The sequence below is a fragment of the Mesorhizobium sp. B2-3-11 genome, assembly GCF_006442215.1.
GTDB classification, from domain to species: domain Bacteria; phylum Pseudomonadota; class Alphaproteobacteria; order Rhizobiales; family Rhizobiaceae; genus Mesorhizobium; species Mesorhizobium salmacidum.
The window spans coordinates 279347-302336 of the sequence record NZ_VFVS01000002.1 but is presented as its reverse complement, the minus strand read 5'-3'; the positions used below and the strand labels follow the sequence as shown (position 1 = coordinate 302336).

General features: G+C 62.4%; 24 protein-coding genes, 1 tRNA gene and 1 pseudogene. 11 read left to right on the top strand and 15 right to left on the bottom strand.

From position 1 onward, the window contains the following. Positions 1–56 precede the first annotated feature (56 nt). Positions 57–932, bottom strand: coding sequence for a tRNA glutamyl-Q(34) synthetase GluQRS (gluQRS, locus tag FJ960_RS04920; protein WP_140712230.1), 876 nt, complete (start codon positions 930–932; stop codon positions 57–59). 75 nt (positions 933–1007) lie between these two features. Between gluQRS and FJ960_RS04915 the strand changes: the two genes are divergently transcribed. After that, complete coding sequence (locus tag FJ960_RS04915; RefSeq protein WP_140712228.1) at positions 1008–1649, top strand: DNA-3-methyladenine glycosylase; 642 nt, start codon at positions 1008–1010, stop codon at positions 1647–1649. A 188-nt stretch (positions 1650–1837) separates the two neighbouring features. Continuing rightward, positions 1838–2395 carry an HNH endonuclease gene (locus FJ960_RS04910; RefSeq protein WP_027143453.1) on the top strand — a complete coding sequence of 186 codons (558 nt, stop codon included), beginning with the start codon at positions 1838–1840 and terminating at the stop codon, positions 2393–2395. A 328-nt stretch (positions 2396–2723) separates the two neighbouring features. Here the strand turns inward: FJ960_RS04910 and FJ960_RS04905 are convergent, their stop codons facing one another. Beyond that, positions 2724–3242 (bottom strand): disulfide bond formation protein B, encoded by a 519-nt coding sequence (locus FJ960_RS04905; RefSeq protein WP_027143452.1) that lies wholly within the window; start codon positions 3240–3242, stop codon positions 2724–2726. Between the two features lie 83 nt (positions 3243–3325). Next, entirely contained in the window at positions 3326–3919 is a 594-nt protein-coding gene (locus FJ960_RS04900) for a YqaA family protein (RefSeq protein WP_027143451.1), read from the bottom strand. 278 nt (positions 3920–4197) lie between these two features. Between FJ960_RS04900 and FJ960_RS04895 the strand changes: the two genes are divergently transcribed. Both FJ960_RS04895 and FJ960_RS04890 read left to right on the top strand, forming a co-directional pair. After that, a tRNA-Leu gene (locus tag FJ960_RS04895) sits at positions 4198–4282 on the top strand. 191 nt (positions 4283–4473) lie between these two features. Then, the gene (locus tag FJ960_RS04890) at positions 4474–5181 is read left to right on the top strand and encodes a phosphatase PAP2 family protein (RefSeq protein WP_181174149.1); all 708 of its coding nucleotides are present in this window, start codon (positions 4474–4476) and stop codon (positions 5179–5181) included. Here FJ960_RS04890 and FJ960_RS04885 read toward each other — a convergent pair. After that, positions 5178–5672 (bottom strand): DUF2127 domain-containing protein, encoded by a 495-nt coding sequence (locus tag FJ960_RS04885; RefSeq protein ID WP_140503227.1) that lies wholly within the window; start codon positions 5670–5672, stop codon positions 5178–5180. The two genes, FJ960_RS04890 and FJ960_RS04885, sit on opposite strands and share 4 nt — an antisense overlap. A gap of 40 nt (positions 5673–5712) precedes the next feature. On the opposite strand from FJ960_RS04885, the gene FJ960_RS04880 reads away from it, so the two are divergent. After that, positions 5713–6255 carry a phosphatase PAP2 family protein gene (locus FJ960_RS04880; protein WP_140712226.1) on the top strand — a complete coding sequence of 181 codons (543 nt, stop codon included), beginning with the start codon at positions 5713–5715 and terminating at the stop codon, positions 6253–6255. 1314 nt (positions 6256–7569) lie between these two features. Here FJ960_RS04880 and FJ960_RS04870 read toward each other — a convergent pair. The 8 genes and pseudogenes from FJ960_RS04870 to secA form a co-directional block, all read right to left on the bottom strand. After that, positions 7570–7773, bottom strand: coding sequence for a CsbD family protein (locus tag FJ960_RS04870; RefSeq protein WP_027143449.1), 204 nt, complete (start codon positions 7771–7773; stop codon positions 7570–7572). Positions 7774–8083: 310 nt separating this feature from the next. After that, positions 8084–8452, bottom strand: coding sequence for a hypothetical protein (locus tag FJ960_RS04865; protein ID WP_140712224.1), 369 nt, complete (start codon positions 8450–8452; stop codon positions 8084–8086). Between the two features lie 4 nt (positions 8453–8456). Next, a complete protein-coding gene (locus FJ960_RS04860; RefSeq protein WP_140503221.1) occupies positions 8457–9407 on the bottom strand; it encodes a WxcM-like domain-containing protein in 951 nt (316 codons plus the stop codon). Further along, complete coding sequence (locus tag FJ960_RS04855; RefSeq protein WP_210243275.1) at positions 9404–10342, bottom strand: glycosyltransferase family 2 protein; 939 nt, start codon at positions 10340–10342, stop codon at positions 9404–9406. The genes FJ960_RS04860 and FJ960_RS04855 overlap by 4 nt, the downstream gene beginning before the upstream one ends. Then, positions 10339–11445, bottom strand: a complete 1107-nt coding sequence (locus tag FJ960_RS04850) for a DegT/DnrJ/EryC1/StrS family aminotransferase (RefSeq protein ID WP_181174148.1) — start codon at positions 11443–11445, stop codon at positions 10339–10341. Before FJ960_RS04850 ends, FJ960_RS04855 begins: the two co-directional genes overlap by 4 nt. A gap of 197 nt (positions 11446–11642) precedes the next feature. After that, complete coding sequence (locus tag FJ960_RS04845) at positions 11643–12923, bottom strand: GNAT family N-acetyltransferase (RefSeq protein ID WP_140712218.1); 1281 nt, start codon at positions 12921–12923, stop codon at positions 11643–11645. Then, positions 12923–13180, bottom strand: a pseudogene (locus tag FJ960_RS04840) (polysaccharide biosynthesis C-terminal domain-containing protein); the annotation flags it as partial. The pseudogene FJ960_RS04840 and the gene FJ960_RS04845, both read right to left, overlap by 1 nt. 441 nt (positions 13181–13621) lie before the next feature. Further along, complete coding sequence (gene secA / locus FJ960_RS04835; RefSeq protein ID WP_140712216.1) at positions 13622–16354, bottom strand: preprotein translocase subunit SecA; 2733 nt, start codon at positions 16352–16354, stop codon at positions 13622–13624. A 261-nt stretch (positions 16355–16615) separates the two neighbouring features. Here secA and FJ960_RS04830 point away from each other — a divergent pair, with 261 nt between their 5' ends. Then, a complete protein-coding gene (locus FJ960_RS04830; protein WP_140712214.1) occupies positions 16616–17542 on the top strand; it encodes a peptidylprolyl isomerase in 927 nt (308 codons plus the stop codon). 75 nt (positions 17543–17617) lie between these two features. Here FJ960_RS04830 and FJ960_RS04825 read toward each other — a convergent pair whose 3' ends face one another. Both FJ960_RS04825 and FJ960_RS04820 read right to left on the bottom strand, forming a co-directional pair. Then, positions 17618–18217: a TetR/AcrR family transcriptional regulator gene (locus FJ960_RS04825; protein WP_140712212.1), complete on the bottom strand. Its 600-nt coding sequence runs from the start codon at positions 18215–18217 to the stop codon at positions 17618–17620. A 105-nt stretch (positions 18218–18322) separates the two neighbouring features. Next, positions 18323–18682, bottom strand: a complete 360-nt coding sequence (locus FJ960_RS04820) for a caspase family protein (RefSeq protein ID WP_246672617.1) — start codon at positions 18680–18682, stop codon at positions 18323–18325. 112 nt (positions 18683–18794) lie between these two features. Here FJ960_RS04820 and argJ point away from each other — a divergent pair, with 112 nt between their 5' ends. The 5 genes from argJ (at position 18795) to FJ960_RS04795 (ending at position 21954) form a co-directional block, all read left to right on the top strand. Further along, positions 18795–20036: a bifunctional glutamate N-acetyltransferase/amino-acid acetyltransferase ArgJ gene (argJ, locus tag FJ960_RS04815; protein WP_140503207.1), complete on the top strand. Its 1242-nt coding sequence runs from the start codon at positions 18795–18797 to the stop codon at positions 20034–20036. Between the two features lie 29 nt (positions 20037–20065). Then, positions 20066–20818, top strand: coding sequence for a GNAT family N-acetyltransferase (locus tag FJ960_RS04810; protein WP_140712349.1), 753 nt, complete (start codon positions 20066–20068; stop codon positions 20816–20818). Beyond that, positions 20811–21233, top strand: coding sequence for a (deoxy)nucleoside triphosphate pyrophosphohydrolase (locus FJ960_RS04805; RefSeq protein WP_027143436.1), 423 nt, complete (start codon positions 20811–20813; stop codon positions 21231–21233). The genes FJ960_RS04810 and FJ960_RS04805 overlap by 8 nt, the downstream gene beginning before the upstream one ends. Before the next feature lie 117 nt (positions 21234–21350). Then, entirely contained in the window at positions 21351–21665 is a 315-nt protein-coding gene (locus FJ960_RS04800; protein ID WP_027143435.1) for a hypothetical protein, read from the top strand. 109 nt (positions 21666–21774) lie between these two features. Further along, on the top strand, positions 21775–21954 hold the full coding sequence (locus FJ960_RS04795) for a Flp family type IVb pilin (protein ID WP_140503203.1): 180 nt from the start codon (positions 21775–21777) through the stop codon (positions 21952–21954). 128 nt (positions 21955–22082) lie between these two features. Here FJ960_RS04795 and FJ960_RS04790 read toward each other — a convergent pair whose 3' ends face one another. Continuing rightward, complete coding sequence (locus FJ960_RS04790) at positions 22083–22955, bottom strand: methyltransferase domain-containing protein (RefSeq protein WP_140712210.1); 873 nt, start codon at positions 22953–22955, stop codon at positions 22083–22085. Positions 22956–22990: the final 35 nt, after the last annotated feature.

Here is a 22990-nt window from a genome sequence, read left to right as displayed (position 1 = left end):
CACGGGAATTCAACGGGTCACGCGTCTGGAGAGCATTTCTCCTGACGGTGTACTGGTCAAAGCCCGACCATCCTTTTGACATCGTCCGGCGAAGCGCCGGCTTCGCGCAAGGCGGCCAGACTGGTATCCCTGAGGCTCTTCGACAGTTTTCGCCCGTCCGGCCCGAGGATCAGCGGATGATGGAAATAGGCCGGCCGTGGTAACCCCAGAATCTCCTGGAGCAGACGCTGCACCCCGGTCGCGGAAAACAGATCCTGGCCGCGCACGACATGGCTGACGCCTTGCAGCGCGTCGTCGATGACGACGGCGAGGTGGTAGCTGGTCGGGATGTCCCGGCGCGCCACGATCACGTCGCCCCAGTCCTGCGGACGGGCTTCGACCGGGCGCGTCGCCGATAGCGTCTCATCGGTGAATTCGGCCCATGTGAGGTCCTTGCCGGCCCGCGCCATGGCGGCGCCGACGTCCAGCCGCCAGGCGAAAGGCGCATTTTCGGCGATGCGCCGTTTGCGTTCCTTCATCGGCAATGCCTTGTCGGCCGGCGGATAGAGCGGCACACCGTCGGGATCGCGCGGCCAGTCGCGTCCGCACCTTTCGCTGCCGGCGATGAAAGCCCTGATCTCGCCACGGCTCATGAAGGCGGGATAGACCAGTTCCTCGCGGATCAGCCGTTCCAGCACCGCTTCGTAGTCGGCGAAATGCTCGGATTGCCGGCGCACCGGCTCTTCCCAGCCTAGGCCCAACCATTTCAGGTCGGCAAACATGCCCGCCTCGAACTCCGGCGTGCAGCGCGTGGTGTCGATGTCTTCGACACGAAGCAGCAGGCGGCCGCCCATATGCATCGCCAGCTTCTGATTGAGCAGCGCCGAATAGGCGTGGCCCAGATGCAGTTCGCCGTTGGGGCTGGGCGCGAAGCGGAATGTCAGGAGCGTCATGTCTCAGGCGGCAATCGGGTTGTGCTGCGGTTTTGGCCGTTGCTACTTTGCGGCACATTTTCGGACAAGGATATCATGCAGCGCATCGCGACAGTGGACGACGTTGAGCGGGGGCTCGATGCACTTTGCGCGCTCGACCCGCGCCTGGAAAAAGTGCGCGGCATGGCCGGCGAGGTGCCGCTCAGGCTTTCGGAGCCCGGCTTCAGGAGCCTGGCCTCGATCATCGTCTCGCAGCAGGTGTCGCGGGCCAGCGCCGATGCCATCTTCGGCCGGCTGACGAAACTGGTCGATCCGCTGACGCCGCAAGCGATCCTGGCCGCCGGCGAGGATATATTTCGCGAGGCCGGCCTGTCGCGGCCCAAGCAGCGTGGCCTTGTCGCGGTCGCACAGGCCGTAGCCGACGGGCTCGACCTGCATCACCTTTGTTCGCTCGACGCTGGGGAGGCAATCGCCAGGATGACGGCTGTGCCCGGTATCGGTCCCTGGACGGCGGAAGTGTATCTGTTGTTTGCCGCCGGGCATCCCGATATTTTCCCGGCGCGCGATGTCGCCCTGCAGAGCGCTGTCGGCCGCGCGCTGGGCATCGACCCGCGTCCAGCGGAGAAAACACTGATCGCATTGGCCGAATCATGGAGCCCGTGGCGAGGTGTCGCATCGCGGCTTTTCTGGTCCTATTATCGCGAAACCAGGGGCCGGGACGCCGCACCGCCGGTCTGAATTTGCAAAAAAGCATAAAAATCATACGTTTTTGGCACGGCGCGCGAGCGACAATCCGCTTCACATCCCTGTCATGTCGGGCTTACAGTATCCGCGCCGAACGGTCGGGCTTTTGAAGCAGCGCATGATCCTTTCCGAAAGTCGAATTCGATTTTCGGGATCATGTGCGAACCAAGGAGGTCAACAAGGTGACGGTTGCCGTATCTCCGGATGGGCTTCCAGCGCTGGTGCTGAATGCGGATTACCGTCCGCTCAGCTATTACCCCTTGTCGCTCTGGTCCTGGCAGGATGCCATCAAGGCGGTGTTCCTCGACCGGGTGAACATCGTCGCCGAATACGAGCATGCGGTATCCTCACCGACCTTCTCGATGAAGTTGCCGAGCGTGGTCAGCCTGAAGGCCTATGTGAAGCCGTCCAGGCATCCGGCCTTCACCCGCTTCAACGTCTTCTTGCGCGATCGTTTCCAGTGCCAGTATTGCAGCACGCCCGACGACCTGACCTTCGACCATGTCATCCCTCGCCATCGCGGCGGTGCCACGACATGGGAGAACGTCGTCGCCGCCTGTTCGCCCTGCAATTTGAGGAAGGGCGGGATGATGCCGTCGCAGGCAAAGATGTGGCCTCTGCAGAAGCCGTATCAGCCAACCGTGCACGATCTGCACAATAACGGCCGGCTGTTTCCGCCCAACCATCTGCATGAAAGCTGGATGGATTATCTCTACTGGGATGTCGAACTGGAGCCTTGAGTCCGTTCGAGAATTCGGCAGGCTGGGCGCCTGAAGCGTTTTTTGGGTCTGAGCGGCAACGGGGCAACAAAGGATTCCACGCATCGTCGCCATCGGTGCTTGGGGGTCGCGCAGCAGCCGGAGCTCCCTCGTGCGCTAAAATCCGGTAGTGCAAAAGCATATCGACCGAGCGCCGCATCGTGTCATGGACGTTTAGTCCGGAGCGGTCGGCCGGATAACGATGCTGCCCGCCCACAAGCAGACCGGCGCACAAGTCCCACTCCTCCGACCCACAATGGGTCACTCAATCTGCCGAATTCTTGAATGATCTCGCGACGGCGCTGTTGTGTCAGTCACGAGACAGAGCGCCGCGGAAGGCGACGGCGGCGAGGATCAGGCTGGCGATGGCATTCCAGCCGGCCAGGGACAGGCCGAGAATGCGCAAGGCGGCCTTGTCGCAGGAGGGCGGCACGAATTTGTCGAGCGCGTCGAGCACGCCTTTGCCGCCGGTGTCGACCGGTCCGGCCCCCGCCGTGCAATCGGCCGGACCCTGCCACCAGCCCCATTCGACGCCGGAGTGATAGACGCCGAGATAAAGGCCGTAGAGCATCAAGAGGCCGCCGATCGCCAGCAGGCCGCGCGTCAGCCATGCCGGTGCGCGCAGCATCGATGCGATCACCGCCAGCACCATCAAAGGCACGCCGATGTAATATGGGGTGCGCTGTTCCAGACAGAGATGGCAGGGTATGTAGCCGCCGATGTGCTGGAAACCGAGCGCCGAACCAACGGTCGCGGCCATCGCGACCGCGAGAAACAAGGCAGCGCGTGTCCGCTGGCGTCCGGTATCGGCATTCATGGTCGCTGTCATCGGTCTCTCGTCCATCGTGTTCGCCGTCTGCCAAATCTGCTTGCCACGCACTCAAAACCGTTGCGCGGTTTGAGCGACAAACGTCAGAGAGCGTATTTGATCAGGATATAGAGCAAAATCAGGGCAACCGCGGCGGCGCCGGCGATCAGGCCCAGGCGTTTTTCGATGAATTCGCGGATTGGCTCGCCATAGCGGCGCAAAAGCCACGCCAGGAGCACGAAGCGGCCGCCGCGCGCGATGATGGCCAGCACGATGAACAGCGCCAGATTGACGCCAAGGGCGCCGGACAGGATCGTCACGACCTTGATGGGCGGCAGATGCGCGGCACCCGAAGTGACCAGCATCAGGGCGATGAATTCGATGCTCACGCCGGCAGAGGAGCGCAACTGCTCGAACTCGTCATACTTGCCGTAGAATTCGAGGATGGGCCGCGCCACCGCGTCATAGGCGTAGTGGCCGATGAACCAGCCGGCAATGCCGCCCAGCACCGAGGCGACGGTGGCGATGAAGGCATAGCGATAGGCGCGATCCGGCCGCGACAATGCCATCGGCAGATAGAGCACGTCGGCCGGCACCAGGAATACCGAGCTTTCGACGAAAGCGATGAAGGCCAGCCACCATTCGGCCGATTTGCGGGCCGCCAGCGACAGGGTCCAGTCGTACAGTCCGCGAAGCATCGGCTCTCCTAGCGCAAGTGACCCAAAACCGCACGGCCGCCCTGGGACAAGGGCATGGATGAAAACAAGGACGCAAAGCGCGCCGCAGCATGTCTCCAGACACGGCGCGCTTCGGTGCGCCGCCTGTCTAGAAAGATTTTCCGCGCTGCACAATGGCAGCACCGCCGCGAAATCGAAAGGCGAAGATTGGTCGCATCCAATGCGATACCGAGAATTGGCCAGTTGACGAACAGGCCTCCGACCGTATAGTCCGCGCCCATCCAGGCCGCCCGGCCTGAGCCCCTATGGCGGAATTGGTAGACGCGCTCGACTCAAAATCGAGTTCCGCAAGGAGTGCTGGTTCGATCCCGGCTAGGGGCACCATTTGGGCGCTTGGAAGTCAATAAATCAAACAGGTTCAAGGGTTTGCCGTTCTCCGGGCGCTAACAGTCAGGGGCGAACACGGTATGGAAGCCAGCACGCAGGCGACGGGGATGCCCCATGGAACCAGATGAATGAACGAGAATTGACGTGTGTCGGCTGCCGAGTGTGGCCCTCCTAACAGGCCGAGTTGCATGGACATCAAGGCTCCTTCCTCATCCACCGGTGTTCTGCGGGGCTTCCAAAGCGACGGCATGTGGCTGATCCTCTCCTTGTTTGTGGCAGGCGGCCTCATCCTGGGCTTCGGCCTTCTCGCGGAGGAGGTCATTGAGGGCGACACAAAGGGTTTTGATCGGACAGTGCTTCTGGCGTTCCGCAGCGCCGGTGATCCGAGCAATCCGATTGGCCCCCCTTGGCTGGAAGAAATGGGACGTGATGTCACCTCCCTCGGCAGCTTCGCGTTCCTGGCCTTCGTGTCGGTAGCTGCAGTGGGGTATCTGCTGATCACACGGGAACGATGGTACGCGGCGTTGGTAGCCCTAGCCGTGGTCGGCGGGGAGGTAATCAGCACCTTACTCAAGATCGCGTTCGACCGGCCAAGGCCAGATGTTATTCATTCTGCAAGGGTCTTCACTGCGAGCTTTCCAAGCGGACACGCTATGCTTTCGGCGGTCACGTTCCTCACGCTCGGAGCCCTGCTCGCCAAAGCCAACCCCGATTACCGTGCCAAAGCCTACTTTGTCTCGCTCGCCCTGTTCTTGACGGTCATGGTCGGATTGAGCCGCGTGTATCTCGGCGTACACTACCCCACCGATGTTCTCGCGGGCTGGTGTGTCGGTTCCGCCTGGGCAATTCTGTGCTGGTCTGCCATCAGGTGGATTGAGCAAAGGCGAAGTCGTTAGCTCGGTGACTGTGCTGGGCTGTGCCGCCGCATCACGCGCCATTCGTGCCAGATCAGCACCATCACCACGGCATCGAAGACGGTCAAAACCAAGAGGCCGGCAGAGTGCGTGTAGGACCAGCGATAGACTTGATAAACCATAAACGCTCCAAGCGCCACGAGCGAAGCGGGATACGACCACAGCTTGCCTCGCAGTAGGCCGATGACCAAGAGCAGCTTGATTAGGCCGTGGCTGAGCAGGTAGAAGGCGTAGAACTCCTTGCTGGCGACCGAGAAATGGCTCGCCATCTGCGACAGATGGCCCGCTATGAAATCGTGCGGGTCTTCGATCAACTCGTCTTGGGTGAAGGCATTGACCCACGACGCAATCGCGCCTGTGGTGACGAAATAGAGCAGGACACCACCGAGACACTCGATCACGGCGTGGGCGCCCTTGAGCCAGACGCTGACTTCAAAAATCTGATGGATGCGTCGTTCGTCGACTGCTCTCATAAATTCACCTCGCGACCCTCAATAACGGAAGCAAGACCGAATGGATGCAACTCTTACTCACTGGATCAACGGGGCCGCCGGGCTTCACCCCGTGCTTGACATGGTAATGATCGGGGTCTCCCAGATCGGCGTTCCGTTCATGGTGATGGCCGTGGTGCTGCAATGGTGGGTCAAGGCCGACCGCTACCACGTTCGACACGCGGCCCTGTCAGCGGGTCTGGCGTTCTTGCTCGGTCTGGCGATCAACCAGTTCATCCTGTTGTTCGTGCATCGGATACGGCCCTATGATGCCGGCGTGACACATTTGTTGATCGCGCCTAGCGCGGACTGGTCCTTCCCCTCAGATCACGCGACCGCGACCGTGGCCATCGTTGCGGCGTTCGCGATGCAAGCCCTGCCGCGCCGAACGCTTGCTCTTGGCGTTTTGGCATGTCTGGTTTGCTGGTCCAGAATTTTCATCGGCACCCACTACCTCACTGACGTGCTCGGCGGTGCCATCACTGGCATCGTGGGAGCCGTTGTGGTGCGTTTGACCTACCGTGAGAACTCTCGGCTGAACAATCTGGCGATCAAAATCCTGTAAGAGCCAGGGTCCGAGCCTGTTGATGCTTCCTCCAGCTGTGATGGCCATCGTTTGTTGTTTGAGCCTGCGCGCTCTTCCTGATAGACGCCCGCCTTCGCGTTAGAGCGGGGTGGCGATGTTGGAGAAGACGACGAATTGGACTGCGAGACGACGCCGCAGGGACGAGGTCAAGGAACGCGCTCAGGAGCCCAGCGCGATGTTCACCCGGTGCCGAGTGGTCGGGTGTAGCAGGCCGGCCCGTGCGGGCACAGGAGACGGCTTAGACACGCGCTTCTGCCGCTCCCATGCGGATCACTACGCCCGCCACGGGAGCCCCTACAAACCGTCCTACGGGCGCGAGAGGTCAACCCCTACGGGGTCGCCGCTCTGGCATGGCTGGAGGCAAACCCGAATGACACCTACGTGGCCAATGCGGTCGGAGCTTACGGGCGTCGAGAAGGAAATCCTGAGGCGGTTGCCGACTACCGCCGACGACTTTTAAGTGGGGAAATCCCCAGCCTACGCTGAGTTCGTGATTTCGGGGAGACAATGGTTGCGGCGACGTTGGACGCAAACCCTTGCAGCACAAGGGGTTCAGCGATGCCGGTATCGTGAGGACCTCGAAACCTGACGTTGGTAGTTCGTGATGACCTCCGCTGTGGTCCGGCTGCGGAGGCTGAGATGCTCGCGGCGGCTTGCAGTGAGTCTCGATTAGACTTTTCAGCGTTTTTCCACCGAGTTCGATTTGGTGGAAATACCCCGGCTAGGGGCACCATTTGATCGCTTTGAAGTCAACAAATCCAACCCCAAGACCGTGGGCGTGAGCCATTTTGGTCAGACCACATTTTAGCTCGCTGACCTCAGGGCTTCGCGCTAGGCTCTATCTTTAACGTTCATCGTTGGGAGGAAACGCGGTGAACATGACGCGGCATCGGATATTACCCCGCCTGACAAGCGAAGAGCTTGTTTCTATGACGCTATCGGGGTGGGAGGCATTTGCGATAGTCTCCACCCGGGAAGTGATCGCGGAGGTTCGACGCCTGGCGCCGGACTGGCCGTGCAGCGATGACGCCCTGGTGGAGGCCGTGGTCAAATTCGCAACTGGTCGGACCATGGCCGTTTGTTTTGACCATCGCGACCAACACGCCGTTTGAAGTTCAGGAAGCATTGCGCGCGGAAGGCTTTCAAAGCGGGAGGCGTCGCCGGAGTTTTGCCAGCGTCAGCCAGTTCTCGATCAGCAAGACAAAGCTGAGGACACCGCAACCATCTGCCCAGGACGGAAAAAGGACGCCGGCCCATGCCGGCGCCTCTCAACGAAATGGACGTTTGAACGAACTACCAACTCTGGCGGCGATACCAGTCGTCGACCTCCTGGCGAACGCGATCCTTCGCGATGCCGTAGCGTTCCTGAATCTTGCCCTCCAGCTGGTCGCGCCTGCCGGCTATCTGGTCAAGATCGTCGTCGGTGAGATCGCCCCACTGTTCCTTCACCTTGCCCTTGAATTGCTTCCAATTTCCTTCGATGCGGTTCCAATCCATGGTTCTCTCCTCGATGGTCTGTCGAAAGCAGGGCGAGCACGCCCCGTCATGACATCCAACATCCAGCTCTGCAAAAATGTTCCGGAATAGCTCGCCTATATTCAGCTACGGGTGTCGCATTGAGCGCTTCGGGAGGTGGGCAGCGATGCAAGATCAGCGTTTTGACCAACCCGTCCAGGTCGCACTTGGCAGGTCCGTTGCGGCATCCCGCGCCCCCGCCAATCCGGTCAGCGAAAGGAAGTCAGTTCCGAAAAATACATATCAATAAAGGTGGCGAACAGGTTGATCGCCGGCTTGGTCGCGCGTTTGCCTATCTGCATGGTCGGCGAAGTATCCATCGGGAAATCAGGAAGTTGAGGATCGTCGTGACGGCAAGGGTCAGGAAGAACGCGATCGCGGTCTTCTGCTGGATGCTTCGCAGAAAGTGAAGACTCGCCAATCCGATCAGGAAGACAACAATGATCGAGCCCCCCATCGCCAGGCGATCGGCAAAACCGGTGCGTCCTCCGAGAAAGACACGCTCGGGATAGAACATCATGACGAACAACAGACCGGCCAGCCAGGCAATGGTATAGGAAAGACCTGAAGGCAGGACAACGAGGCCGGCAAAATAGATGAGGCTGGTCAAAGCTGTGTTGAGACCACCGGCGACGAGGAAGCGGACAGCGTCTGCGCGCATTCGGTCAGCGGCCGTCCTGTCTGACTACGCTGAGGAAATCCGTATAATCCCTGATGTAGTCACTGGCGTCATAGTGATGCGAAGCCATGACCAGCAGGACCGTGTCTGGCTGGAATTTGTACTGGATTCCCCAGATGCCTGGCGGCATGTAGAGCCCGATCGACGGTTCGGCCAGTGAAACCTCTTTTCTGTCATGGCCGTTGTCGAGGACAACCGAAAGCCGGCCGTGGGCGGCGATAAGGAATTGATGGCATTCGCGATGCGCGTGCTCGCCCCTGACCTTGTCGGAAGGCACGCCGTAGACCAGAAAGGAGCGTGCCGGTTTGAAGGGCAGGTTCGAACCGAACTCCAGCGGTGCGATCTCGCCGCGCAGGTCGCCAAAATGCGGCAGCCGCCAGAGTTCGCCGCCGCCGATGCCAAGCGGCATTCTTTCGCCGGGCGTATCGGGGAATGTCTGCGTCACTGTCGGCTGGATTTGCGGACCGGTCTGGTAGCCGATGATGATGGCTGGATTTCCGACCACCACGGCATTGGGGGGAACGTTTTTGGTCACCACCGCGCCGGCGCCGATCATCGCCTGACGTCCGATGACTATGCCTGGCAGGATGGTCGCATTAGCGCCTATTGATGCCCCGTCCTCCACCGTCGTCAGAAGAAATGCCTCGGGATACTCTTTCGAGCGCGGGAAACGATCGTTGGTGAATGTCGCGTTTGGACCAACGAACACGCGGTTCCCAAGGCGGAGGCCGTCCCACAATTGAACGCCACTTTTTATAGTCACGTCATCACCGATCACCACGTCGTTCTCGATGAAAACATGATCACAAATGTTGCAGCCCGCACCGATAGCGGCGCCCGGCAGAACGTGGGCAAACGCCCAGATGCGTGTTCCCTGGCCGATATGCGGACTTTCGCAGATGCCCTGCTCATGAACAAAAAATGCCTTGCCGGTCATTTCGATGTCCCCTCGACGACGCGGCTGATCACCCGGAGGGGCCGTGACTTGGTGTTTTCAACCGCCCGCCAGAGATAGCAGCCGAGAATGCCCTGGACCATCAGACTGGCCGATCCGAAGCCCACGATCAGCAGCACCAGCGTTGTGTAGCCCGCCGCGTCAATGTTGCCGAGCAACCGCGCCGCGACGGTAACGGCCGCAAACATCAGGCTGAGCAGGCAGCCCGCAAAGCCCACCCAAAGGGTCAGAATTATCGGGAAGTCGGAGAACGAAAAGATGCTGTCCATCATGTATCTGAACCGACGGGCCATGCTCCAGGCACTCGTTCCGTGCTCTCGTTCGCGCCGGCGATAGGGCACGAATTCCCGCCTGAAGCCAACCCAGAACAATTGCACGACAAGCGAGGAGTTGGGCTCCTCGATGGACAGGATCGCTTCCAGCACCTGGCGGTTGCAGGCAAAAATATCGACCCCGCCGCTTGGCATGCTGGGCAGGACGAGCCTGCGGTAGGCCGCCCAGAACGCTTTCGACAAAAACCGTGTGATCGGCGGATCATTGCGGCCGGTCCTGCGTCCAAATACGACATCTGCGCCATCCTTATCCAGGATCGAGAAGAACTCCACGATCAGTTCCGGCGGCTCCTGGAGGTCGGCGGCCATGGCGGCGACATGATCGCCAGAAGCATGCTCGAGACCGGTTCGAATGGCGGTGAAGGAGCCGAAATTCCGGCTGTGAAAGATGATCTTGTAGTCGAAGGCGGAGGTCTTCAGCGCATTGAGAAGCAGGGGCCCCGATTCATCCGGCGACCCATCGATGACGAAGACGAATTCGATATCGCCCCCATATCTGGCATGAAAATTGCCGACCGCCTGCATCAGGGAGGGGACATTCGCCTGATTGCGGTAGATCGGAAAAACGATCGAGCGTGTCGTCACATTGCCTCCCATTGGGCGAGCGCCAGACAGACTTGGCCGACCTCGTCATTCGTCATGTCGGGATAGCATGGCACGGTGCAGAGACGGTTTACGCTGGCCCTTGAGACCACCAGATTTTCGCTTCCTTTCATCGGCAGTCCTGCCCAGCCAACCTGATCGCAGTCAAGGACGGGGTAGTGGATATCGGTATCGACGCCACGCTCCTTCATGAAAATCCTGAACGCATCGCGCTCCTCGCATAGGGCGACGGCAAGGTGCGCGACCGCGCCATCACCGCCTTCCACGAACTGCAGCCGCCGCCCGGCGGCCGACTTGTAGCGGCCCAGAATAGCACGGCGCTGTTCGTTTCTATCGCCCAGATCACGCAGAAAGACATCAAGAACGGCCGCCTGGACCTCATCCATGCGGGAATTCCGGCCATAGGGTACGCCGACATGGTATTTTGAAATCCAGCCATATTGCTGCAGCCGCCGTACATGTTCGGCGATCGCCGGCTCCGACGTCAGAATGGCGCCTCCGTCACCCGCCGCGCCGAGATTCTTGGTCGGGTAGAAGCTGAAAGTCGACACGTCCGCGAGCGAACCCGCCACGCGCCCGCCGATACGTGCGCCATGCGCCTGCGCACAATCCTCCACGATAGGAATATGTGAGAGCCCGGTCTCGGCGAGCGCGCTCTTGATGGCACCGACATCGACGACGCCACCATAAAGATGCGTGACCACGATGGCTGCGGTATCGATGCCGGCCGCGGCCAGCACCGATGAAACGCTGATCAACTGGCTGGCTGCCTCGATGTCGACATAGTGGGGGACAAGGTCGTTGTGCCAGCAGGCGCAACTTGCGTAGCCGCCGGCATTGGCAGCCATGATGACTTCGCGTCCCCGAGCGCCATTGCGTGAGACAACCGCAGCTAAGGCCAGTTCGAGAGCGTCCGTTCCGTTGGCCACAAGAACGCAATCCGAGACGCCGATGAACTCTGCAAAGTTGGCGGCAAATTTCTTGCCCATCGCGCCATTGAGCCACCATCCGGAGCGCAGTGTGCTTGTTACTTCACGTTCAATTTCGACCTGGTATCGTTGATACAGTCGCTTGAGGTCGTTCATCGGGACGGAATCTTGTTTCGTCATCGGCGACTCAATGGCTGAATCTGTTTTTCACTTCGAGAGTGGTCGCTGGACACAACTCTTGGCAAGCTGAATTAATGCTATTGTCAAGAAACCGCGACCTCCATTGCGGAACTCGATACGCCGGCTGCGCGACAGGTTGATTGACCGCGGCCAGGCTCGTCTCGACGGACCCCTTACCGCCTTTTCAGCAAACTCTTCATCCGGTTGCGCAGCAGTCGCGCCATGTTGCGGGTCTCGCGGTACAGGTGCAACTGGGAGGCGGCCTGGCGGGCGAGGCGGTCGGCGTCGCGAGTCAACCCGATCACCAGCGTGCCGACCGGCTTGCGCTCGCTCCATAACCGGCTCATCACCGGGTGATCGGGCACCGCGCAGGAATCGGTCATCATGATGTTGGGATCTTCGAGATGCTGCCTGGTGACCTCGATCATCAGCAGCGTGCCGGGCGAATAGACGGCCAGCGTCTCGTCATAGGCTGTCTTCCAGGTGTAGGCGACGCCAGCTTCGACGAAGACGATCAGGCAAGCGATGGTGCGGCCGTCGAGCGTCAGCGAATGAATGCGGCACATGTCCTGTTCGGCGAGCCGGTGCACAGCCTCGCGGGCGAAGGCGGCGCGGAATCGGTCGATCGCCATGGCGGTGCGCTCGCGGCCTTTCCAGCCGGACGCTTCCAGCGTCAGGAAGTGCTCGATGGCGTGGCGGATTTCCTCGGGGCCGCGTGCCACGACGTGTTCGAGCTTGCCGAGATCGCCCAGGCGCCGCTTCAGGCGGCGAAACTCGCGATAATGGTGCGCGCGCAGCGAAGCCTTCAGATAGTCGTCGCCGTCGAGTTCGCTCTCCAGCACCGGGCGTGAGGTCTGACCCGTGGTGACCAGCATCAGCCCGCGCGTCTCGGCCACGGTGCCGATCAGGCTCGCCACCGGACCGTCCAGCCTGATGTCGGGCAGGACCAGGACTTTCGGCAACTTCAAATGCGGGCGCGACAGCATCGAGAAGAAATCCTCGACCACGCCGATCGGATCGTCGCGGTCGATCAAGGGCGTGCCGAGCGGACCGAACGGGCTCGACCATGTGCGCATGACCGGCACGCCCAGCGGCACCACCGGCCGTTCCACCGAGATCGGCACCAGCAGGCGCAGCCGGTTGCGGTATTCGTCACCGTCGCGGATCACTGCAAGGCGTACCTCGCGGTCTTCCAGCCGGGGCATGGCCGGCGCCAGAAAGCGCGGGTTGAAGAAGACGTTCGGCTCGATCGTGCGGGCGCAGAGATAGTCCAGTTCCTCGACCAGGTCGAAGCCGGCCGATGCCGGGTAGATGGCGAGTTTGCGCTCGGGCCGGTTGTTGGCGAGGATCTCGATATGGGCCGGATCGGCGTCGCGCGCCAGTCCGGCAAGGCCGGACACCATGGCGCCGGCGGAACCGCCGCTGGTTTCCTCGAGCAAGGGGATGGCGGACATCAGGCGGCTCCTTCGGCTGGCACGAAGATCGCCATGACGATGCCGAGCCTGCGCCAGACCGTGAAGGACAGCGCGCCGGCCTCGAAGATCATGGCGAAGGCGGTGGCCAGGGACGCGCCCCACAGGCCGAAAAACGGGATCAGCACCACGTTGAGCGCGACGTTGAAGGCCAGTGTCATGGCATGGACGGCGGCGCAGACATTCTGATTGCCGCTGATGGCGAGCAGGCTTTCGCAAGGACCGACGGCGGCGCGCGCCGCGACGCGCTCGTCGGCGGTGAACAGCACGGCGTCGATGCGGTCAAGCAGCGGCCCCAGCGCCAAACGCTGCGGCAAGAACCGCCCGACAGTCGTGGCCGCGGAAAAGCGCACCCCGATTTCTCTCCGTTTCCCGCCTCTTTTCAGGCTTTGGTGTAGCGAAGACACCTTAAGAAAGCGTGGGTGGGGAGCGTCCTTCTACTCGTCACTATATGGGGAGAAGGTGCCGGCAGGCGGATGAGGGGCGGCGCAGGGTTTGGAGATTTACGTCGGGAAGGTTGGAGGAATCCTCCTACAGGCGAGCCGCGGTTGCGAAGTCATCTCCAAGGTGGAGACATCAGACAAAATCGCAAGCCTCGGCGCCGCCCTCATCGCGGCCCCTTCGGGTTACCTTCTCCCCGTAGCGACGGTAGCGACGGGGAGGAGGAAAGAGCTGCGTCCTTAGGCGAACGCGCCGTGGCAGTGCTTATATTTCTTGCCGGAGCCGCAGGGGCAGGCTTCGTTACGGCCGACCTTGCCCCAGCTTGCGGGGTTATTCGGGTCGCGATCTTCGGGAGCGACGATGACATTCTGCTCCGGACGGACGAGGAGGGCGGTCTCACCACCATCGAAATCGTTCTCGCCGGTGGTGCCGTCGATATGCGTGCCGAACATGTCGGGCGCTTCGGGCGGTGGGGCTTCGGCGGCCTGGCGGACCAGTTCGACGCGCATCAGCTGCGCGGTGACGGCCTGGCGCAGATTGCCGAGCATCGCCTGGAACAGCTCGAACGCCTCGCTCTTGTATTCCTGCAGCGGATCGCGCTGGGCGTAGCCGCGGAAGCCGACCACCGAACGCAGATGGTCGAGATTGACGATGTGCTCGCGCCACAGATGGTCGAGCGTCTGCAGCACCACCGAGCGCTCGACATAGGTCATCACCTCGGGGCCGAAACGGTCGGCGCGCTCCTTGGCGGCGTCGGCGGCGGCGGCAGAGATGCGCTCGCGGATGTCGTCCTCGGCGATGCCTTCTTCCTTCACCCAGTCCTCGACCGGCAGGTCGAGATTGAGGAATTCGGCGACCTCGGCCTTCAGGCCCGCGACGTCCCACTGCTCGGCGTAAGCGTTTTCGGGTATCGCCTTGGCGACGATCTCGTCGATGACGCCTTCGCGCATCTCGCTGATGGTTTCCGAGAGGCCCTCGCCGTCCATCAGCTCGATGCGCTGTTCGAACACCACCTTGCGCTGGTCGTTGGAGACGTCGTCATATTTCAACAGGTTCTTGCGGATGTCGAAGTTGCGCGCCTCGACCTTCTTCTGCGCCTTTTCCAGCGCCTTGTTGATCCACGGATGGATGATCGCCTCATCTTCCTTGAGGCCGAGCTTCTGCAGCATGCCGTCCATGCGCTCGGAGCCGAAGATGCGCATCAGGTCATCCTGCAGCGACAGGAAGAATTTCGAGCGGCCGGGGTCGCCCTGGCGGCCCGAACGACCTCTGAGCTGATTGTCGATGCGGCGCGACTCGTGGCGCTCGGTGGCGAGCACGTAAAGGCCGCCGGCGGCCAGCGCCTTTTCCTTCAGGCGCTCGACGTCGGCATAAATCTCCTTTTCACGCGCCTCGCGCTCGGGACCCTCCGGCATGTCGCCCAGCTCGTCGGCGATGCGCATCTCGGCATTGCCGCCAAGCTTGATATCGGTACCGCGGCCGGCCATGTTGGTGGCGATGGTGATGGCGCCGGGCTTGCCGGCCTGGGCGACGATCGCCGCCTCGCGCTCGTGGTGGCGGGCGTTCAGCACCTCGAAATCCGTGAAGCCTTCCTTGCGCAGGCGCTCGGCCAACTGCTCGGACTTTTCGATCGACGTCGTACCCACCAGCGTCGGCTGGCCCTTGGCGCTGGCTTCGCGGATCTCCCTGACGATCGCCTTGTACTTCTCTTCGACCGTCCGGTAGACCTCGTCGTCCTCGTCCTTGCGGATAACGGGCAGGTTGGTCGGGATCTCGGTGACTTCGAGACCGTAGATGTTGCCGAATTCCTCGGCCTCGGTCAGCGCTGTGCCGGTCATGCCGGAAAGCTTCTTGTAGAGGCGGAAATAGTTCTGGAAGGTGACGGAGGCGAGCGTCTGGTTCTCCGGCTGGATCGCCACATGCTCCTTGGCTTCGAGCGCCTGGTGCAGGCCTTCCGAATAGCGGCGGCCCGGCATCATGCGGCCGGTGAACTCGTCGATGATGACGATCTCGCCGTTGCGCACGATGTAGTCCTTGTCGCGCTGGAACAGCCGGTGCGCCTTCAGCGCGTTGTTGACGTGATGGACGATGGCGACGTTCTCGACGTCGTAGAGCGACTCGCCCTTGAGCAGGTCGGCATCGCGCAGCATGTTCTCCAGCTTCTCGGTGCCTTCCTCGGTGAAGATCGAGGTCTTCTGCTTCTCGTCGATTTCATAATCCTGCGGCTGCAGCTGGATGATGAAGGTGTCGATGGTGTTGTACATTTCCGAACGGTCCTCGAGCGGACCGGAAATGATCAGCGGCGTGCGTGCTTCGTCGACCAGGATGGAATCGACCTCGTCGACGATCGCGTAGTTGTGACCGCGCTGCACCATCTGGGCGCGCTCATACTTCATGTTGTCGCGCAGATAGTCGAAGCCGAGCTCGTTGTTGGTGGCGTAAGTGACGTCGGAGGCGTAGGCGACGCGGCGCTCCTCGTCCGACAGGCCGTGGACGATGACGCCGACCGAAAGGCCGAGGAATTTGTAGACGCGGCCCATCCATTCGGAGTCGCGGGTGGCGAGATAGTCGTTGACAGTGACGACATGGACGCCATTGCCGGCAAGCGCGTTGAGATAGACCGGCAGCGTCGCGACCAGGGTCTTGCCCTCGCCGGTGCGCATCTCGGCGATGCCGCCATTGTGCAGCACCATGCCGCCAACCAGCTGGACGTCGAAGGGGCGCATGCCGAGCACGCGGCGCGCCGCCTCGCGGGCGGTCGCGAAGGCAGGGACCAACAGGTCGTCAAGGCTGGCGCCGTTGGCGATGTCCTGGCGGAACTTTTCCGTGCGGCCGGCAAGCTCGGCGTCGGAGAGTGCCCGCATCTCGTTTTCCATGGCGTTGATCGCCTCGACGCGGGGGCGGGTCGATTTGACCCGACGGTCGTTGGAGGAACCGAAAACCTTACGGGCGAGACCGCCGAGACTGACCATCCAATGGTCCTTTCGATAGAATTCTCAATCTTGAGACAGGCGCCGGCCGGCCCCATCACATCCACGTGAACGCACCGCCTGAATGCGGGCAAACACAAAAAGCGCCCGGAAAACGGTTCTGGACGCCAAGTCGATGGACAGATAAGAGGGGGCTCAACTGATGTCAACGCCGCGCTGGCCCTGCCGGTCGCGCCAAATTCCGCCACAATCTGGCTGATCTGGAAGCCGCCCTCCTTACAATCCTTCACCGGAGTCATGCTTATGTCCTTGTTGTTCAGCCGTGCGTCGCTTGCCAGCCTTGGCCTTGCCCTCGGCCTGTCGGCTCTTTGCCTGTCGCCATCGATGGCGCAGGAGGCCGCTCCCGCACCGGCTGCCCCGGCGGATGCGGCCACACCGGCCGCGGCGCCGGTCGACCCGAATACCGTGATCGCCACCGTCAATGGCCAGCCCTTGACCGAAGCCGATCTGGTGCTTGCCGAGGGCGAACTGTCGCAGCAGTTCGCGCAGTTGCCACCCGAGCAGCGCCGCGCCGCGGCACTTTCGGCGGCCATCGAAATCCGCGTCATGGCCGCCCAGGCGGTCACCACAGGCCTCGACAAGGATCCCGACTTCCAGCGCCGCATGGCCTTCCTGCAGCAGCGCGCGCTGCATGGCGAAATGGTCGAGAAGGGCGTCGTCGACAAGGTCACCGACGCCGAGGTTCGCGCCCGCTACGACCAGGAAATCGCCAACACGCCGCCGGTCAACGAGGTGCATGCCCGTCACATCCTCGTGAAGACGAAGGAAGAGGCCGAGGCGATCATCAAGCAGCTCGACGGCGGCGCCGACTTCCAGAAGCTCGCCAACGAACACACCAGCGATCCCTCGGGCAAGTCCAATGGCGGCGACCTCGGCTGGTTCGGACCTGGCCAGATGGTGCCGGAGTTCGACAAGGCGGCGTTCGCGCTCGATGTCGGCAAGTACACCGAGCAGCCGGTCCAGTCCCAGTTCGGCTGGCACGTCATCAAGCTCGAGGACAAGCGCGCCAAGCAGCCGCCGGCCTTCGACGAGGTCAAGGACCAGGCCAAGCAGGCTGTCATCAGGGACAAGTATTTCGCGCTGGTCAAGTCGCTGCGCGCTGATGCCAAGGTCGAAATCCCCGACGCCAAGCTGAAGAAGGCCGTCGATACGCTGGAAAGCGCCAAGTAAGCCCGAACAGCTCGAAAAAGGGCGCGGCAGCCGAAAGGCGCCGCGCCCTTTTTCGTTGGCACTTGCCAGCGGTGCCTACCTGCCGGGCGCTGCTATGCCTTGCAGGAGGTATCGAACCGCCTTGCGGATCGTCGCTTCGGGTTCGCCGAGCCGGTTGGTCAGGAGATGCCGCCAGGCGTAGGAAGCCACGAGATCGGCGACCACGGCCGGATCGATGTCGCTGGCGATCTCGCCCCTTGCGTTGGCGCGTTCGATGATCTGGCGGGTGTGGGCCCGGCGTCCGCCAGCATAATCGGCAAGGGCTTCGGCGGCGGTTTCATCCGACTGCGCCTCGGCGATCAGGGACCTGAACACGCTGCCCGACGATGTCTCGCGCCAGTGCGAGAACAGGTTCGTCAAAAAGCCGACGAGATCCTCCTCCAGTCCTCCGGTATCGGGAACGTCGACGCGCTTCTGGCGCTGATAGACCTCGAGCAGCAGTGCCGCCTTGCTTGGCCACCAGCGGTAGATGGTCGGCTTGCCGGCGCGTGCGCGCCGCGCCACCGCTTCGATCGAAAAACCGGCATAACCGGCCTCGACAAGGACTGCCTCGGCGGCCTCCAGTATGGCATCCGCACTGTCGGGATTGCGCCGCGCACCGATCGATTTGCGCGCCGTATCAGCCTCCTCGGCCATTCCTGTCGTCCTCGTTTCAATTCTCTGGCAATGATAAGCGATCCGGCGATGAAACGAAACGACCCGTTTTGTGACGCAGGGGCGCCGCGGTCATCAAGCGGTGTCTCACATCGGGCCGTGGCCGGCATAATAGAAAAGCCCGACGCCGGCACCTTCGAGCGCATCTGAGAACTCGCCAATGCTGCGTTCAAGCGCGCGCTTGCCGAGATCGTTGCCTTCGATGACCTCGAAGCCCATGGAACGCAGCTTGTCGGCGATGTCGAGCGCGTCGTTGACGGGATTGGCCAGCGTGCCGGCCTCGGCATAGGTGCCGTTGCCGATGACGAGCGCCACGCGCCGTGCCGGCTCGGCGTCGGCGCGTAGCAGCAAAAGTCCCAGAAATGCCCAAGCGAGGATCGCAAGCCTGCCCATAGGGAGGATCATAGCGCCATGGATCCTGGCGACGCCAACAGATTTGAAACGCAAGCTTAATCCTGAACGTGTTTGCCCTGGCGGAAGCGACGAAAACGGCGCTTGCACCGGCGCGCCGTATCGGGCAAACCGGCCTTCCCCTTGCGATTTTCCCGCCCGAGGTCCCATGTCCACGACGATTTCGCCGCTCGCGCCAAAGAAATACCCCAAAATGCCGGAAATCGAAGGGGTGCGCATCGCCACCGCCGAAGCGGGAATAAAGTACAAGAACCGTACGGATCTCCTGGCCATGGTGTTCGACGCCGGTACCGCGGTCGCCGGCGTGTTCACCAAGTCGAAATGTCCCTCGGCGCCGGTCGATTTCTGCCGGCAGAACCTTGGCACCGGCAAGGCCCGGGTGCTGGTCGTCAATTCGGGCAACGCCAACGCCTTCACCGGCAAGAAAGGCCGCGAATCGACCGCGATGACGGGCGAAGCTGCGGCCAAGGCGGCCGGCTGCACGGCAGCTGAGGTTTTCCTCGCCTCGACCGGTGTCATCGGCGAGCCGCTCGACACAACCAAGTTCAGCCATCTGCTCGCCGGGCTGGTCAGCGACGGCAAGCCGGACCTGTGGACCGAGGCGGCAAGGGCCATCATGACCACCGATACCTATCCGAAGGTGGCGACGCAGACGGTCAAGCTCGGCGACGCCGATGTCACCATCAACGGCATTTCGAAGGGCGCCGGTATGATCGCGCCCGACATGGCGACGATGCTGTCCTTCATCGCCACCGACGCGCCGATCGCGGCACCGGTCCTGCAGGACCTGTTGTCGCGCGGCACGGCCAAGACGTTCAACGCGGTGACCGTCGACAGCGACACCTCGACCAGCGACACGCTGCTGTTGTTCGCCACCGGCAAGGCGGCAAAGCGCGGCGCGCCTGAAATCACCGATCCCAGAGATGCCCGCCTTGGCCAGTTCCGCCGGGCGCTCGGCAAGGTGCTGAAGTCGCTGGCGCTGCAGGTGGTGCGCGACGGCGAGGGCGCCCGCAAGCAGGTCGAGGTCACCGTCACCGGGGCCAAATCGGCCCGCTCGGCCAAGCGCATCGCGCTGTCGATCGCCAATTCGCCGCTGGTGAAGACTGCGGTCGCCGGCGAGGACGCCAATTGGGGCCGCGTCGTCATGGCCGTCGGCAAGGCCGGCGAGCCCGCGGATCGCGACCGGTTGTCGATCTGGTTCGGCGACAACCGGCTGGCGCATGAGGGCGAGCGCGACCCCGGCTATTCGGAAGAAGCGACCTCGGCCTACATGAAACGCGACGACATCCGCATCCGCGCCGATATCGGCATCGGCCGTGGCAAGGCGACGGTTTGGACCTGCGATCTCACCAAGGAATATGTCGCCATCAACGGCGACTACCGGAGCTGATCGCCTTGGCTTCACGTCATCCTGCAAGCATGCTCGCGACAGTGCGCCGCTACGAGGCGGCCGGCTTTCGCGCCTGGCCCGCGGCCGCCGTCCATTATGACGGCACATGGGTGGTGCGCCTGACCGCCGGCCATCCGGCCAAGCGGCTGAACTCGGTCAATCCGCTCGATCCCGGCGACATCCAGCACATCGCCGACCGCATCGGTCGGGCGAGCCGCCGTTTCGATGCCTATGGCCGGCCGTTGACGTTCCGCATGTCGCCACTCTCCGGGCCCGATCTTGCCAGCCATCTCGACAAGGAGGGCTGGAGCCGGTTCGACGAATCGCTCGTCATGCGGCTGCCGTTGGCCGACGCGCATCTCGACGCGGCCATGGACCAGATACCGCTCAAGGACATTAGCCGCTTCATCGGCGCATTGCTCAAGGTCAGCGGCTCTGACGTATCGCTGCGGCCGGGCCTGTCGGAGATCATCGGCGCTATCCAGCCCGAGGCCGGGCTGTTTGCGCTCGAGGATGGGGCGGAGCCGCTGGCGACGCTGATCTGCGTGCATGACGGCGATCTAGCCGGCCTGTTCGAGGTCGCCACCGACAAGGCGGCGCGCAACAAGGGCCACGGCCGCAACCTGATCCTGTCGGCGCTGAAATGGGCGAGGCTGCGCGGCGCGCGGGAAGCCTGGCTGCAGGTCGAGGCGGGTAACACGCCGGCGCTGGCGCTCTACCGCGCGCTCGGCTTCGAGGAAGTCTATCGCTATCATTACCGCCGGCCGCCCGGACATGAATGATGTGATATCCAGCGGCAAGCGCCTGCTCCTGGTCGCCGCTTGCGCGCTGGTCGATGCCGACGGTCGCGTGCTGCTGGCGCAGCGGCCGCAAGGCAAGCAACTTGCCGGCCTCTGGGAGTTTCCCGGCGGCAAGGTCGAAGCCGGAGAGACGCCGGAACAATGCCTCATCCGTGAACTGCATGAGGAGATCGGCATCGAAACCGAGATCCCATGCCTGGCGCCGCTAACCTTCGCCAGCCACTCCTATGACGACTTCCATCTGCTGATGCCGCTGTTTGTCTGCCGCCGCTTCCGCGGCATCGCCCAGCCGAGGGAAGGCCAGGCGCTGAAATGGGTGCGGCCGAAACAGATGCGCGACTATCCGATGCCGCCGGCCGACGCGCCATTGATCCCGTTCCTGATCGATCTCCTCTGAGAGCTGATTGGACCACGGTCCATGTCAGCCAGCATTAATGGAAGATTTATCTCATCATGAAAAATTGATGGATGGCCGTTCTGGTACGGCCGCCGCCATGCGCTGGGGAGCGATAGAATGAGCCTGGACAGGGATTGGGATACGATCCGGCCCGACCGCGGTTTTCGTGCCGCCGATGCCGGCATGGGCGTCCTGCGGATCACGTTGCTGTTCGGATCGGCCGCGGTGGCGCTGGCGCTGATCGCGACCCCCTTCCTCGACAGTCAGACGCGCTCGCAATCGGCCCGCGAAGATTTCCCCGGCCTCGACATGACGGCTACGGGTTCGATCAGCCATCGCAGCACCTATACAGTGCGCCGCAGCGTGCTGCAGGCCGAGCCCGGCGGGGTCTGCATTATCCGCTCCGATGGCAAAAGCAGTGGCGACTGCTGACAAGGTTAAGACATTTCCGAAAGGCGGCGATTTCATCGCCTGTTAAGCCTGTGCCGTTAACCTTTCTTAACAGGTCGGCGGTAGGGTTGCGGCAAGAGGGATGAACGTGATGAAAACAGTGCTGCTACGCTTTCTGAAGGACGAAAACGGGGCCACGGCCATCGAATATGGTCTGATCATTGCCGTGCTGTCGCTGACGATCGTCGGCGGCATCAGTCAGGTCTTCAACGCGATCACTTGGTTGTTCAGCGACAATTCCAGTAGACTTGCCAACGCCTTCGCCCAGTAGGGCGGTCATTGTTTGATAGAACCGCTGAACCGCTCTAACTCCTGTTTTCACGCAATTCCGCAAGGGAAACCGCTACGCGTTTTCCCGAGTTTCCCTGGATTGCTCTGGGGCTGATGCCCGCGAACGGGTCAGTGTCCTTCAGGCTTCTCTAATATCGTCTTTAGCGAAACCTTGGCGGAACCGGGCTTCAGCGGCTTTTGCTGCGACGCGTCGGGCGCCCAGCCGGACATCCAGACAATGGAGAAGCTTGCCCTGATGCGACCATCGGAGTCGGAAAAGCGTTCGGCGTAGATTTCCGAGGCGCGGGCAAACAGCCTTCGTGACCCCGGCCGCCGGCTGCGGTCGGTAAGCGCGGTGGTTTCGCCCATGGCACGCAGATCGGCCATCAGCGCAAACAGGTGGGCATAGCGCACGGTCACCGTCTCGACGTCCGCGACCGGCAGTGCGAAACCGGCGCGCTGCAGCAGTGCGCCGGCATCGCGCACATCGGTGAACGGGATGACGCGCGGGCTGGCGCCACCGTAGAGTTCGGTCTCCGCGGCAAGCAGGCTTTCGCGCAGTTCCGCAAGCGTGCCGGCGCCTGCGAAGGCGCCAAGGAAAAGTCCGTCCGGCCGCAGGGCGCGGCGGATCTGGATCAGCATGCCCGGAATGTCGTTCATCGTCTGCAGCGACAAAAGCGACACCACCAGATCGAGACCTTGCGGCTCGAACGGCACGGTCTCCAGCGGCGCAATCAGGCCGGCGGCGCCATTCAGGAAAGCCGCATCCGCCTCGACACGGGCGATGTCGGCTACCTTGCCGCTCCTCGCAAGGACGTCGGCCGCGGCCGAGGTCTGGCAAAACAGCACCGCCGCCTTGGCGAACCTGCGCTCGACGGCGCCCAGCCGGTCGGCAAGGTCCTCGGCGGCGCGATGCATGAGGAAGTCGGCACCGTCAACCGGATGGATGAGCGCACGCCGCTTGTGCGCCAGCCACAGGGAGGTATCCACTATAGGTTGCAAGGGATGGGTCCTTGTATATCCGCGCCCTGATATGG

Coding starts and splice junctions, on each gene's coding strand:
- gluQRS (WP_140712230.1), bottom strand. CDS start 932: ATGACGCTCCTGACATTCCGCTTCGCGCCCAGCCCCAACGGCGAACTG.
- FJ960_RS04915 (WP_140712228.1), top strand. CDS start 1,008: ATGCAGCGCATCGCGACAGTGGACGACGTTGAGCGGGGGCTCGATGCA.
- FJ960_RS04905 (WP_027143452.1), bottom strand. CDS start 3,242: ATGACAGCGACCATGAATGCCGATACCGGACGCCAGCGGACACGCGCT.
- FJ960_RS04900 (WP_027143451.1), bottom strand. CDS start 3,919: ATGCTTCGCGGACTGTACGACTGGACCCTGTCGCTGGCGGCCCGCAAA.
- FJ960_RS04890 (WP_181174149.1), top strand. CDS start 4,474: ATGGACATCAAGGCTCCTTCCTCATCCACCGGTGTTCTGCGGGGCTTC.
- FJ960_RS04885 (WP_140503227.1), bottom strand. CDS start 5,672: ATGAGAGCAGTCGACGAACGACGCATCCATCAGATTTTTGAAGTCAGC.
- FJ960_RS04880 (WP_140712226.1), top strand. CDS start 5,713: ATGGATGCAACTCTTACTCACTGGATCAACGGGGCCGCCGGGCTTCAC.
- FJ960_RS04870 (WP_027143449.1), bottom strand. CDS start 7,773: ATGGATTGGAACCGCATCGAAGGAAATTGGAAGCAATTCAAGGGCAAG.
- FJ960_RS04865 (WP_140712224.1), bottom strand. CDS start 8,452: ATGCGCGCAGACGCTGTCCGCTTCCTCGTCGCCGGTGGTCTCAACACA.
- FJ960_RS04860 (WP_140503221.1), bottom strand. CDS start 9,407: ATGACCGGCAAGGCATTTTTTGTTCATGAGCAGGGCATCTGCGAAAGT.
- FJ960_RS04850 (WP_181174148.1), bottom strand. CDS start 11,445: ATGAACGACCTCAAGCGACTGTATCAACGATACCAGGTCGAAATTGAA.
- FJ960_RS04845 (WP_140712218.1), bottom strand. CDS start 12,923: ATGTCCGCCATCCCCTTGCTCGAGGAAACCAGCGGCGGTTCCGCCGGC.
- secA (WP_140712216.1), bottom strand. CDS start 16,354: ATGGTCAGTCTCGGCGGTCTCGCCCGTAAGGTTTTCGGTTCCTCCAAC.
- FJ960_RS04830 (WP_140712214.1), top strand. CDS start 16,616: ATGTCCTTGTTGTTCAGCCGTGCGTCGCTTGCCAGCCTTGGCCTTGCC.
- FJ960_RS04825 (WP_140712212.1), bottom strand. CDS start 18,217: ATGGCCGAGGAGGCTGATACGGCGCGCAAATCGATCGGTGCGCGGCGC.
- argJ (WP_140503207.1), top strand. CDS start 18,795: ATGTCCACGACGATTTCGCCGCTCGCGCCAAAGAAATACCCCAAAATG.
- FJ960_RS04810 (WP_140712349.1), top strand. CDS start 20,066: ATGCTCGCGACAGTGCGCCGCTACGAGGCGGCCGGCTTTCGCGCCTGG.
- FJ960_RS04805 (WP_027143436.1), top strand. CDS start 20,811: ATGAATGATGTGATATCCAGCGGCAAGCGCCTGCTCCTGGTCGCCGCT.
- FJ960_RS04800 (WP_027143435.1), top strand. CDS start 21,351: ATGAGCCTGGACAGGGATTGGGATACGATCCGGCCCGACCGCGGTTTT.
- FJ960_RS04795 (WP_140503203.1), top strand. CDS start 21,775: ATGAAAACAGTGCTGCTACGCTTTCTGAAGGACGAAAACGGGGCCACG.